Here is a 13,555-nt window from a genome sequence, read left to right as displayed (position 1 = left end):
AGCTAGTAACCTACAGCTTTAAGTTAGAAAATGCAGTTAACTGACGAACAACAATGTATTATTGAACACGAAGGCAATCTGAAGGTGAATGCCGTTGCTGGTTCGGGTAAAACAACAACCATTCTTCAATATGCTAAACATCGACCCAATGCACCTATTTTATATCTAGCCTTTAACAAATCGGTTAAAATGGAGGCTGAGTATAAACTAAGCCAACTAGGCTTAAGCAACGTTAGGGTTGAAACGGCTCACTCTTTAGCATATAAATATGTTGCTCCTTATCAGCGATATAAAATACGATTTGATTACAAGCCGCATGAAATAGCACAATTATTACACATTAAGCCAAAATCGGCTGACATGTCACACCTGAAACTGGCGAGTCATGTCTACCGCTTTGTTCGATACTTCTGCAACTCAATGGCACAAAAAGTAGTTGAAATCAATTATTTGGAGACCTTAACTAACCTGGAAAGCCTGGCATTTGCAACTGAAAATCATGAGCTAATCATACATTATACACGCTTGTTTTTGGCCAAAATGCACAAAGGAGAAATTGACATTATTCACGATTTTTACCTGAAACAATTTCAGTTAAGCAAACCAGTGCTTCCGTACGATTACATATTATTTGATGAGGGACAAGATGCTTCGGGTGCAATGTTGAACGCCTTTATTCAGCAACCTGCTAAAAAAATTATAATCGGTGATCAACACCAACAAATATATGGTTGGCGATTTGCCACAAATGCCCTTCAACAGGTTAATTTTCCAATATTGGATTTAAGCAAGAGTTTTCGGTTCAATCAGGAAGTAGCAAGACTCTCTAAGTCAATCCTTCAGCTTAAAACAGAAATTGGACAAAGTAGTAAAATCAATCTTCAAGGACTTGGGCAGCAGCATTCAATCCAAAGTCGGGTGACCTTGGCTCGTTCCAATAGCAAATTAGTTTCGCGAGCCATTGAATTGCTAATTCAGCAAAAAGAACTGAATAAGATCTATTTTGAGGGTCAGCTTAGTTCCTACACTTTTTCTGAAGAAGGTGGTTCGATATACGATGTACTTAATCTGTATAACAATCAACGCCACATGATTAAGGATGATCTCTTAAAAACTATACCTTCATTCGATCATTTAAAAGACTATTTGGATGAAACATCGGATGCATCGCTTAAAGCATTGGTTGATTTAGTTGAAAAATACCACAAAGACATTCCACGATTTATCAAACGTATAAAAGAATGCTCAGTTGATGAATCTGAAAAGCACAAGGCCGACATGATATTTTCAACAGTTCATAAAGCCAAAGGGATGGAATATGATCAAGTTTTTATCATGGATGATTTCATTAATGAACAGCAAGTTGTGGATAGTAAAAATGCTATTAAAGCCAAGGAAGTAAATCCTGAATCGCTTGCGGAAGAAATAAACCTGCTTTATGTTGCTGCCACGCGAACCAAGTCTAAACTTCATATCCCCATCCACTTACTACCTACATCCTACCAAATTAAGGATTATCAAACCGTTAGCACCAATTTAAACCTCTCCTTTAAACCCAAGACATCAAAACAGAAACCTAAAAGAAGCAACCAATTATGGTCGAAAATGGAAGAAGCTGAACTCAAACAACTTTTTATTCAAGGTAAAACAGTTAAAGAAATTGCCTTGCTACTCGGCAGAAGCCAGAGCGCTGTAATCAAACGAGTTGAAAAGCTCGACCTGTGGTTCTAGTGAGAATTAACACCACACTCCATACCACTCACATACAAACACTTGAACAAACAAACTACACTTATAACTTCAATGCTATTATTTGTATTAAAATACGCTTAATAATATTTCAATAACTTCGCATGTAAAGTTTGTAACTGGAGTATGAAATACAAGGCTTTTGTACTTTTACAACTATAAAACACTAATAATGAAAAAACTAACCGATCTCCTACAAATTTCCAGATACGGAATGGGTGATGGCGATGAAGAATTAGCGTTAAAGCTATTGGCCACCTATTTAAAACTAATTAATGACGATAATCGGCTACCTGCTTTTATAACTTTTTACAACAAGGGAGTAAAAGTACTTTGCAGCGACAGTCCGTTTATTGCATCACTTAAAAACCTCGAAGACAAAGGCGTTAAGCTCATTGCCTGCACCACTTGTTTAAACTATTATGGCATTGAGAAATTACCGGTTGGTATTAAAGGCACAATGCCAGATATTATTACTTTGCAAAGTGATGCCCACAAGGTAATTAGCCTATAAAACAAAGCCCGTTTTCAAGTTGAGAACGGGCTTTACTATATTCTTATAACGCTTATTTGTAAATCTCTTTTTTGGCAGATTTAAGCGTATTAATTATTAATGACGTAATAGTCATAGGACCAACACCCCCCGGAACAGGAGTAATATAAGAACACTTAGGTGCTACTTCATCAAACAATACATCACCTTTTAAGCGCCATCCTGACTTGGTATCAGTAGCAGGCACTCGTGTGGTACCAACATCAATTACAACAGCGCCTTCTTTCACCATATCACCTTTAACAAATCCAGGTGAACCAATTGCCGCTACAATAATATCAGCACTCGAACACAATTCTTTTAAATTGGCTGTACGACTGTGAGCTACAGTTACAGTTGCATTACCAGGGTTACCTTTTTGAGATAACAATACACTCATAGGACGACCAACAATATTACTTCGGCCAACCACAACCACATGCTTACCCGATGTTTCAATTTCGTAGCGTTTTAAAAGCTCCATAATTCCCTGAGGTGTAGCTGATATAAAAGCTGGCATGCCTATGGTCATACGTCCAACATTAACTGGATGAAAACCATCTACATCTTTGCGAGGATCAATGGTTTCATTAACCTTGTCTTCGTCAATATGCTTAGGTAATGGTAACTGCACAATAAATCCATCTATATCAGAATCATTATTTAGTTCCTTTACCTTATTTAGTAATTCTTCTTCCGATACATTATCTTCATAACGAATCAGGCTTGATTTAAAACCCACTTCCTCGCAGGCCTTCATTTTACCAGAAACATATGACTCACTGCCACCATCGTGGCCAACAAGAATAGCTGCTAAGTGAGGAATTTTTCCACCACTTGCTTTCATCGCTTCAACTTCAGCAGCAATTTCCTTACGTACTTCCTTAGATGTTAGTTTTCCATCAATCAGTTGCATGGTTATCGATTTAGGGGTTCATATATAAAAAAAGAAGCACATTAGTGCTTCTCTTCTCAAAATTCGTTATTTATTTACGGCGTCCCATAGGCATTTTACCCATCATCTTGCCCATTTTATTACCTGTGGTCATCATCTTCATCACCTTACGCGTATCATCAAATTGTTTAATGAGACGATTAACTTCTTGAATAGAAGTTCCACTACCAGCAGCAATACGCTTTTTACGACTTCCATTAATGATGCTTGGCTGGTCGCGTTCAGCAGGTGTCATTGAACGAATGATGGCCTCTATACCTTTAAACGCATCATCATCAAAATCAATATTCTTAAGCATTTTGCCCATTCCAGGAATCATGGCAGCCAAATCTTTCAGGTTACCCATCTTTTTGATTTGCTGAATCTGCTTTAAGAAATCATCGAAGTTAAACTGATTCTTGGCAATCTTCTTTTGAAGCCTACGAGCTTCCTCTTCATCGTATTGCTCCTGAGCACGCTCAACAAGCGATACAATATCACCCATTCCCAAAATTCGGTCGGCCATACGATTTGGGTGGAAAACATCCAGTGCTTCCATTTTTTCACCCGTACCAACAAACTTAATAGGCTTATCAACAACACTACGGATAGATAACGCTGCACCACCTCGGGTATCACCATCGAGCTTGGTTAATACAACACCATCAAAATCTAAGCGATCATTAAATTCCTTAGCTGTGTTAACAGCATCCTGACCAGTCATCGAGTCAACCACAAACAGAATCTCATCTGGATTGACAGCTTTTTTAACAGCTGAAATCTCATTCATCATCTGCTCATCAACAGCTAAACGACCGGCTGTATCGATAATGACGACATCGTGCGCACCTTTTTTGGCCAGCTTAATACCATCTTTGGCTAACTTAACCGGATCCTTACTTCCTTCTTCGGTATAAACAGTTGCACCAATTTGCTCACCTAATACCTGAAGCTGATTAATCGCTGCCGGACGATAAACATCACCAGCAACCAATAATGGATTTTTGCTTCTCTTCGTTTTAAGGAGATTAGCTAATTTACCGGTAAAAGTTGTTTTACCTGAACCTTGCAAACCAGCAATAAGAATAATACTTGGGTTACTATCCAGATTAATATCGATAGATGTACCCCCCATTAAAACAGCCAGTTCATCATGAACGAGCTTCACCATCATTTCACCTGGTTTAACAGCATTCAGTACATTTTGGCCCATGGCCTTTGTCTTCACTGTTTCGGTAAAGGTTTTGGCAGTTTTATAGTTAACATCGGCATCTAACAATGCGCGACGAATATCCTTAAGTGTCTCTGCAATATTTAGTTCGGTGATTTTACTTTCACCTTTCAGTAGTTTAAATGACCTCTCCAGCCTTTCGCTCAGATTCTCAAACATTCCTGTAACTGTTTAAAATTTTGTGCAAAATTAAAAAATTATAAGAGATACTTAATGCTTTTTAGGTTTAAGTCGACATATAAAATGATGATTTTTTATTAAACGACAGAACAATTGACACAAGCAACTTAATATCTACCACTTATGAATAGCGCTCCATTAATTTTATTACTGCAATGAAATCAATTTAGTACTGAAACATCTTAATAACTGCGCATACACTCAAAAAAACGAATAAAAGCTTATTTTTGCACAATGAGATTATGTTACAATTTCTTTTTCTATTTTTAAAAGTTATAAAATACAAATCATTAAAGATGAGTAAGAATCTGAACTTGAACCAAACCAACAAGCATAAATACCTGAGAGAGATCTTTAAGCTGCTAGCATTTATTGTGATTTTCTCAAGCTGCATCCCTCAAAAAGAAATAGTTTTACTACAGGACAAAAGCGAGAATAAGAATTACGAGAATCCGTTTGCACCGCTTGATAACATTACTGATAAGTATTATTTACAACCGAACGATTATCTGTTTATTAACGTCTCCACCCCTGATCCTAAAATATCGGAGTTCTTTAATCAGGCCCAAGGTAATAGTGCCAGTACCCAAAGAAATCAGAATTTCTTTTTCTATCAGCTTGATGATTCAATGAATATCGATTTTCCTTATGTAGGCAAAATAAACATGAAAGGTTGTAATGTTAAAATGGGTAAAGAAAAAGTGCAAGAAGCATTAAAACCATTTTTAAAAGAATACAGCCTCACCTTCAAATTAGCTTCCAATACATTTACTGCGCTAGGGGAATTCAGAAAGCAAGGTGTGGTAGTTATGCAAAAAGAACAGGTTACCATTTTTGAAGCTGTAGCGATGGCTGGAGGTATTACACCTTTTGGTAAGCAACGAAAAATGAAATTAGTGCGCCAATTACCAGATGGACCTGTTACGTATGAAGTCGACTTTACCGACAAAAACATTGTTAATTCAGAATACTACTACATATATCCTAACGACTTAATATATGTACGACCAATGAAAGCTAAACAGTTAGGCATTGGCGAATCTTTTTCAATTGGTATAATAACCACGGCACTAGCACTTTACCTAACCTTACAAACCATCATCAATTAATTTGAATTTATGTCGCCTGAAACACATAATTCTCAACCCTCCAATTCATTATTTAACATTGACATTAAGCGCTTTATCCAGGATTTGCTACATTTCTGGTGGCTTTTTGCAATTACAATTCCAATAAGCCTGCTAAGTGTCTTTTTGGCACATCGTTATATTCATCCTATCCACAGTGCTACCATTACTCTATTAATGGAGGAACGAGGCGATAGTAATATGCCACAATCAGACATTATGCAAGGTTTTGGTTTAACGCCAGGACAAAGAAGTGTTGATAATCAAATTGCTATCTTAACATCGTGGGACATTGTTCAGCAAACGATTGAGCAACTCGATTTTCACGTGAGTTACTTTGCTGAAGGCAGATTGAAGAACACCGAGATGTACCGAAGTACTAATTATGTGGTTCAATTTGACTCTACTCACCCTCAACTGATAAATGTTCCTATATATGTGATACCGCTTAATAACAGGCAATGCAAAATAAGAATTGAAGCTGAAGAAGGTGGTTCAACCTATGTATACAAAGGCGATAATAAATCAGGAAGTGTTGGACCAATTAACTTTGAAGAAACCGTTAATTATAACGAAAAAATTAAAACTCCATGGGGACATTTTATAATTGCTCCAAAAAACACCGGAACCAACTCCAATATTGAGCAATACTTTGTTTTTAACCACCCTCGTAGTTTAGCAGGGCAATATAAAAGCCGATTAAGAGCACAGCTGCCTAATGAAGGGTCATCGATAATAAGAGTCTCTATTACGGGAAAAAACAACAATAAGAACCTGGTATTTTTAAACAAGTTGGCTGAAGTATTTATCTCCAATAATCTCAAACAGAAAAACCTGATTGCTACTAATACCATTGATTTTATCAGTCAGCAATTAGTCGTAATAGCCGACACACTGCAGCTGACTGGTTCTGAACTAAGTCAATTCAGAACAGATAATCGAATACAAAGTGTATCAGCTAAAGCCGAATACCTGTTTAATGGCATGCAAGAGATAGAGCAGAAATTAACCGAACTAGAAATCAAAAGAAGTTACTACTTGTACCTGCAAGAGTACTTTTCGTCCGATTTAAGGGAAGAGCATGTTTTGGCACCAGCCATGTACGAAATGGAGAATACTATCTTAAGCGAACAAATTAAAGCGATTATGGAGCTTAATTCGCAACGATTATCCATTACAGGTTCTTACGGAGAAGAACTTAACTACGTAAACAAAGATCTAGTAAATAAGATTGAAATTGCTTGCCAAACACTGCTTGAGACACTGACCAGTCAGATAAAGGTAATTGATGATAATAAGTTGCGCTTATTGGCAGATAAAGAGAAAAATGAGCAGGAGTTATATGGTTTACCCGAAACAGAGCGACGATTATTAGGAATTGAGCGTAAATTTGAGCTTAGTAATGAAGTTTATACTTTTCTTCTTAGGAAACAATCGGAAGCTCAAATCCAAAAGGCATCTAATACACCAGACCATCAGATACTTGAAAGCGCAAGATATGCAGGACAGGTTTCTCCCAATAAAGCGGGCAACCAAAAGAAAGCTTTGCTTCTTGGCTTAATAATTCCGTTGGCATTTCTGGCCTTACGACAATTATTAAATAATAAAATAATTGATATTGATGACATAGAACGCATCACACAACTACCTATTGTTGGAAATATTATTCATAACACAAATGAGGAAAGCAATGTAGTCAATCATCACCCAAAATCGGTGGTTACGGAAACATTCAGGCGAGTACGCACACGTATCGAATTTATGAATAGAGGCATCAAGTCTCCCATTATTGGTGTATCGTCATCAATGCCAGGCGAAGGTAAAACCTTTTGTGCTTTAAACATGGCTGCAGCCTTCGCATTAAGTGGTAAAAAAACTGCTTTACTTGGTTTTGATATGAGAAAACCAGGACTGAATAAAATTTTTGACAGTAAGGATAAGCTTGGCATTTCTAACTTTTTAATAGATCAAGCCAGCTACTCTAATATCCTTATGAATTCAGGACAGGATAACTTAACAATTGTGCCTTCAGGCAACATCCCTCCTAATCCATCTGAGCTAATTAGTTCAGATAAAACATCAGAGCTTCTTAGCAAGTTAAAAGAAGATTTTGACATCATTATTATTGATACACCGCCAATGGGCATTGTTTCTGATCCATACTTATTAGCCAGACACACTGACACCCTTTTATTCCTTGTTAGGCAACAACATACGATTAAAAACGTATTGTCTCAAACCATTAAAAACATGAAGGATGAGGGGATTACAAATGTGGGGATTCTATTAAATGACATTTACGCCAAAAGGAACAAATATGGCTATGGTTATGGGTACGGATACGGCTATGGATACGGTCACGGCTACTATGAGGAATAGTTAACAGTATTGCTATTTACTTAAAAACAACGTATTTTATGTGGTAATCAAAACTTACTATCATGAAATACATTGCTTCTTTAGCCCTATTTTCATTGATATTGGCTGCATGTTCTTTTAAAGCGAAACAGAAAAGTAGCAATAAAGAAAAAGAGCAGATTTCCACATTTTTTATTGCTCCTTACAAAGTAGACTGCATGGGTATTGCTCCGATGAAGTGCTTATTAGTACGGAAATCGGATACAGAGCAATGGGAAAATTTCTATTCGTCAATAAAAGGATTTGATTTTATACCAGGTAATCAATACCAACTTAAAGTACGTATTATTCGAAAGGAGAATGCACCAGCTGACGCATCATCATTCAACTATGAATTAATAGAAATTATCAGCAAAGAAACTTATGCCCCACATTCTCGAAGTTTATTTGATATATGGGGAGTAGTTGATGTAAAAGGTGATAATCCCTTACATTCGGACTGCGAACAAACCCTTGAAATAAACATGACTGAAAACATCATTATGGGCAAAGGTGGGTGCAATAACTTTAGAGGCAAAATTGAGCTTATTAGTGGCACTAATCAAATAAAGTTCACCAAGGTACTTTCTTCAAGAAGAACTTGTGCTAATCAGACCCTTGAGGATAAGTATCTGCAAGCATTAAATAGTGTTGATGCTTACTTCAGATTCAATCAGCATCTGTATCTTATCTCGGAAGATGAAGTTATTATTAAATGTAAACGAATGGATTAATCACGTAATTCATGATAAAAAAGGGCTTGAAATAACTATTTCAAGCCCTTTTAATATTTTAGTAATACTATTGACTACATCAGGAATGACAGCAAAATACCTGCTGCTACAGCTGAACCAATAACACCTGATACGTTAGGTGCCATGGCATGCATTAACAAGTGGTTATTTGGATCACTTTTTAAACCTTCATGCTGCACTACGCGAGCTGAATCGGGAACAGCAGAAACACCTGCAGCTCCAATCAATGGATTAATCTTATTATCGCCCTTTAAGAACGTATTCATTAATCGAGCAAAGAATAATCCTCCGGCAGTAGCAACCATAAACGATACTGCTCCTAGGCCAAATATCTTAAGCGAATCAGTCGTTAAGAAATAATCTGCCTGGGTAGAAGCACCTACTGTGATACCTAATAAAATGGTCACAATATTAATCATGGCATTACGAGCTGTATCAGCTAAACGTTCTGTTACACCAGATTCTTTTAACAAATTACCAAAGAACAACATACCTAAAAGTGGTAATGCCGATGGCGAAATAAATGTTGTTAAAAGTAATCCGATAATAGGGAACATGATCTTTTCTACCTTAGAAACCGCACGCGGAGGCTTCATCTTAATCAAACGCTCACGCTTTGGTATAATTAAGCGCATAATAGGCGGCTGAATCACAGGTACTAATGCCATGTACGAATACGCTGCAATAGCAATAGCTCCCATTAATGATGGTGCTAATTTAGATGATAAGAAAATCGCCGTTGGACCATCAGCTCCGCCAATAATACCTATCGCACCAGCCTCCTGAGGTGTAAATCCTAAAGCAGAAGCACCTAAGAATGTAGCAAAAATACCAACCTGTGCAGCAGCACCTAATATCATTAATTTTGGATTTGATATCAGAGATGAGAAATCAGTCATAGCTCCAATACCCAAGAAAATTAATGGTGGATAAATACCTTGCTGAACACCAAAGTACAGGTAATTTAAAACTGAACCTTCTTCGTAAAGACCAATTTTATAACCTTCCATAAAAGGAATATTTCCTAAAATCACACCTGTACCAATAGGAACAAGTAACAATGGTTCGTAATCATATTTAATTGCCAAAAAGATGAAAAACAAACCAACACCAATCATTATCAAATTGGCAGGGTTATCCATCAAGTTGTAAAAACCGGTAAACTTCCAAAATGTTTCAAGTCCTTTTGATGCATGCTCTAAAAAGGTATCTCCTGCTCCTGCACCGCCAGCGGCAAATGCTTCGAATCCTCCTCCGATAAACTGAAGGCTGAATAAAAGCGACAAAACACCAAAAAGAGTGATAAATCGTTTCATAAAAATAAATTAAACAATGGTTTTAATTTCCCGAGAAGAAATTTATTCCATTTCGATTAATACATCGTTTTGTAATACCGCATCGCCTACTGATACTTTAACAGAAGCAACTGTACCTTCTTTTTCAGCCAGTACGTTGTTTTCCATCTTCATGGCTTCCATTACTAACAAAACGTCACCTTTTTTAACTTCGTCACCTTCTTTAACTAATACCTTAAAAATATTACCTGGTAATGGAGCATTTACTTTAACGACTTTACCTCCATCTTTTTTGGTAATGAAACCTTCACCTGGTTTACGCTGAATTTCTTTACGTACTAATCTTGGCGTCTTAGCTTTTTTTACCTCCTGATGAATTTCAACTTCATACTGAGTACCGTTCACATCTAACTGAGCAATATTTTCCTCAATATCCTTAAGGTGAACGTCGTATTTATTACCTCTAATGGTAAAACTAAACTTTTTCATGTTCTGCTATCTGGGGAAATTAACATTGTTAAAATTATACACTTTCGAACTCCATGGCGAGTAACGCTTCTTCACCTCTTTAATGGTAATGACATTACTTTCTTCATCATGTTGTTCGTTAAAATACATGTGAAGTGCCATGGCAATGGCAGCATTTGTTTCACCAGTAATTACAACTGTATCATCTGCCTGCTCTACTTTCTCAGTACTCTTATTTTTCTTTCGAAGAGATCGCTTAATTCCCCAATTTAATAATTTAGGAACAGTTAAAAACACGCCGATTAAGAAAACTAAAGCCACAAAAACGATAAACCACCCTAAAACGGTAATTGTCCACGTCATTGAATCAACTAATAATAAATTCATCTTGCAGTGGTTTAAAGTGGAATATTAGAGTGTTTCTTAGGAGGATTAGTAACTTTCTTAGTTTGTAAATTCTGGAAAGCTCTAATAACTCTGAAACGTGTATTTCTTGGCTCAATTACATCATCGATGTAACCATATGAAGCTGCCTGATATGGATTCGCAAAAGACTCTTCGTATTCATCGGTCTTCTTTTGAGCAAATTCAGCCTTTTCTTCTTCTGTTTCTAGCTTAGCAATATTTCGTCCTTCTAGTACTTCTATAGCACCTTTAGCTCCCATAACTGCAATCTCTGCCATTGGCCAAGCATAGTTAAAGTCACCTCTTAACTGTTTTGATGACATAACGTCGTGTGCACCTCCGTATGATTTACGGATAGTAACCGTCACTTTAGGAACCGTAGCTTCGCCGTATGCAAACATTAGTTTTGCACCATGAATGATGATACCGGCATACTCTTGTCCTGAGCCAGGTAAAAATCCTGGAACATCAACCAATGTTAAAATTGGAATATTAAAGGCATCACACATCTGCACGAAACGTGCTGCCTTACGTGATGCATCGCAATCTAAAACACCCGCAAGGTAATTTGGCTGGTTAGCTACAACACCTACCGATTGTCCATCTAAACGACAAAAGCCTGTTATAATGTTTTTAGCATAGTTTCTATGAACCTCTAAAAACTCACCTTCATCAGCAATGGAGAAGATAACATCATTCATGTCGTAAGGTAAGTTCGGATTATCCGGAACGATGTTATTTAAAGCATCATCCATACGATCAATTGGGTCGTTGCACTCCAATACAGGAGCTTCTTCCATATTGTTTTGTGGTAAATAAGAAACCAACTTACGAATCAACAATAAGCCTTCCTCCTCATTTTCACATTTAAAATGGGCCACACCCGATTTAGATGCATGTACATCAGCACCCCCTAAGTCTTCAACTGAAATTTCTTCACCAGTTACTGTTTTTACCACTTTAGGACCAGTAACAAACATATATGACGACTCTTCAGTCATCATGATAAAGTCGGTTAATGCGGGTGAATATACAGCACCACCGGCACAAGGACCGAAAATAGCAGAGATTTGCGGAATCACACCTGATGCTAAGATATTACGTTCAAAAATTTCAGCATATCCGGCTAATGAAGTAACACCTTCTTGAATACGGGCACCTCCCGAATCATTGATACCAATAACAGGGGCACCAACTTTCATAGCCATATCCATAATCTTACAAATTTTCTGAGCCATTGTTTCAGACAATGAACCACCAAAAACAGTAAAATCTTGCGCATATACATAAACAACACGTCCATCAATTGTGCCATGGCCTGTTACTACACCATCTCCAAGAATTTTGTTCTTTTCCATACCAAAATTGGTACAACGATGAGTTACAAACATATCCAGCTCTTCAAATGAGCCTTCATCAATAAGTACTTCAATTCTTTCACGCGCCGTCATCTTCCCTTGAGAATGATGCTTTTCGATACGCTTAACACCTCCGCCCAATTTTGCGTCTGAACGAAGGTCGATTAGTTTCTTAATTTTATCCTGAGTTGACATATAGAGTTGTAAGAATTAGTCAGAAATTTCAATTATTTAGTAGGATCTTCACAAAGCTCAGTCAACACACCAAACGTTGACTTTGGATGAAGAAACCCAATATTTAATCCTTCAGCACCTTTTCTAGGAGCCTTATCAATTAATCGTACTCCTTGTTCCTCTACAAATTTTAATTTTTCAGCTAAGTTTTCCACTGCAAATGCCATGTGGTGAATACCTTCACCTTTTTTCTCAATAAATTTACCGATTGGCCCTTCAGGATCTGTTGATTCCAAAAGTTCAATTTTTGTATCTCCAACCTTAAAAAAAGCAGTTTTTACTTTTTGATCAACTACTTCTTCTACAGCGTAACATTCTAAACCGTATACTTTTTCGAAAAACGGAATTGCTTCTTTTAAATCTTTTACAGCGATCCCAATGTGCTCAATATGCGTAGGCTTCATATCTAATAATTTATTGTTTAATAAAAATGAAAGAACAAAAGTAGAAACTAATCAATTTTTATCCTCATAAATTGAGTTAAAAAAAGATTGTTTTAAAACATATAACATCCCTGAAGTAACGTTAAATAGTAATAAATCGAACTTTATAGATGTGTGCATATCTACTGAAATTATAAGAAGCTTCATTATGCAATATTGATTTATTAGCTTATAAATCGTCAGAATTTGTTCTATATTTTAAAAGCTAATTTAGAGTCACTCTTACTAATTATTAGTATTATATTGAATATACTTACATTTTTCACATCACTCTGACAATAGTCAGCAATGCATATATTATTATTCACATCCTCTTGGCTTATACTTACCAATGTTACATTTTAACAATTCATCTATTTCTCACAAAAAGTGTTTTTAACCGCTTTAAAAACTGGACCACTTTGTAGCACATGAAAAGTGAAACAAAATGGTAGAAGAAATCATTAA

Annotated in this window: 12 protein-coding genes; 5 read left to right on the top strand and 7 right to left on the bottom strand. The window is 36.6% G+C overall.

The features are described 5' to 3' along the window. Positions 1–30 precede the first annotated feature (30 nt). Both JIV24_RS15275 and JIV24_RS15270 read left to right on the top strand, forming a co-directional pair. Positions 31–1,731 carry a UvrD-helicase domain-containing protein gene (locus JIV24_RS15275; protein ID WP_200465933.1) on the top strand — a complete coding sequence of 567 codons (1,701 nt, stop codon included), beginning with the start codon at positions 31–33 and terminating at the stop codon, positions 1,729–1,731. A 190-nt stretch (positions 1,732–1,921) separates the two neighbouring features. Beyond that, positions 1,922–2,263, top strand: coding sequence for a DsrE family protein (locus tag JIV24_RS15270; protein WP_200465932.1), 342 nt, complete (start codon positions 1,922–1,924; stop codon positions 2,261–2,263). A 52-nt stretch (positions 2,264–2,315) separates the two neighbouring features. Here JIV24_RS15270 and folD read toward each other — a convergent pair whose 3' ends face one another. Next, positions 2,316–3,197, bottom strand: coding sequence for a bifunctional methylenetetrahydrofolate dehydrogenase/methenyltetrahydrofolate cyclohydrolase FolD (gene folD, locus JIV24_RS15265; RefSeq protein ID WP_200465931.1), 882 nt, complete (start codon positions 3,195–3,197; stop codon positions 2,316–2,318). 70 nt (positions 3,198–3,267) lie between these two features. Further along, positions 3,268–4,605: a signal recognition particle protein gene (ffh, locus tag JIV24_RS15260; protein ID WP_200465930.1), complete on the bottom strand. Its 1,338-nt coding sequence runs from the start codon at positions 4,603–4,605 to the stop codon at positions 3,268–3,270. A 317-nt stretch (positions 4,606–4,922) separates the two neighbouring features. On the opposite strand from ffh, the gene JIV24_RS15255 reads away from it, so the two are divergent. The 3 genes from JIV24_RS15255 (at position 4,923) to JIV24_RS15245 (ending at position 8,884) form a co-directional block, all read left to right on the top strand. Continuing rightward, complete coding sequence (locus tag JIV24_RS15255; RefSeq protein WP_200465929.1) at positions 4,923–5,735, top strand: polysaccharide biosynthesis/export family protein; 813 nt, start codon at positions 4,923–4,925, stop codon at positions 5,733–5,735. A 9-nt stretch (positions 5,736–5,744) separates the two neighbouring features. Further along, positions 5,745–8,132, top strand: coding sequence for a polysaccharide biosynthesis tyrosine autokinase (locus tag JIV24_RS15250; RefSeq protein WP_234445846.1), 2,388 nt, complete (start codon positions 5,745–5,747; stop codon positions 8,130–8,132). Positions 8,133–8,194: 62 nt separating this feature from the next. Then, positions 8,195–8,884 (top strand): DUF4377 domain-containing protein, encoded by a 690-nt coding sequence (locus tag JIV24_RS15245; protein ID WP_200465928.1) that lies wholly within the window; start codon positions 8,195–8,197, stop codon positions 8,882–8,884. Positions 8,885–8,958: 74 nt separating this feature from the next. On the opposite strand, the gene JIV24_RS15240 is transcribed toward JIV24_RS15245, so the two are convergent. The 5 genes from JIV24_RS15240 to mce are packed head-to-tail and all read right to left on the bottom strand — an operon-like array spanning position 8,959 to position 13,069. Continuing rightward, positions 8,959–10,221: a sodium ion-translocating decarboxylase subunit beta gene (locus JIV24_RS15240; RefSeq protein ID WP_200465927.1), complete on the bottom strand. Its 1,263-nt coding sequence runs from the start codon at positions 10,219–10,221 to the stop codon at positions 8,959–8,961. 42 nt (positions 10,222–10,263) lie between these two features. Continuing rightward, positions 10,264–10,689, bottom strand: coding sequence for a biotin/lipoyl-containing protein (locus tag JIV24_RS15235; protein WP_200465926.1), 426 nt, complete (start codon positions 10,687–10,689; stop codon positions 10,264–10,266). 6 nt (positions 10,690–10,695) lie between these two features. After that, positions 10,696–11,055: an OadG family protein gene (locus JIV24_RS15230; RefSeq protein ID WP_200465925.1), complete on the bottom strand. Its 360-nt coding sequence runs from the start codon at positions 11,053–11,055 to the stop codon at positions 10,696–10,698. Positions 11,056–11,066: 11 nt separating this feature from the next. Then, the gene (locus tag JIV24_RS15225) at positions 11,067–12,626 is read right to left on the bottom strand and encodes an acyl-CoA carboxylase subunit beta (RefSeq protein ID WP_200465924.1); all 1,560 of its coding nucleotides are present in this window, start codon (positions 12,624–12,626) and stop codon (positions 11,067–11,069) included. Positions 12,627–12,658: 32 nt separating this feature from the next. Continuing rightward, positions 12,659–13,069, bottom strand: coding sequence for a methylmalonyl-CoA epimerase (gene mce / locus JIV24_RS15220; RefSeq protein WP_200465923.1), 411 nt, complete (start codon positions 13,067–13,069; stop codon positions 12,659–12,661). Positions 13,070–13,555: the final 486 nt, after the last annotated feature.

Origin of the sequence: Carboxylicivirga marina (assembly GCF_016612505.1) — a bacterium.
GTDB lineage: Bacteria > Bacteroidota > Bacteroidia > Bacteroidales > Marinilabiliaceae > Carboxylicivirga > Carboxylicivirga marina.
Note: the sequence above shows the minus strand (reverse complement) of the source record. Positions and strands in the feature narration are given on the sequence as shown.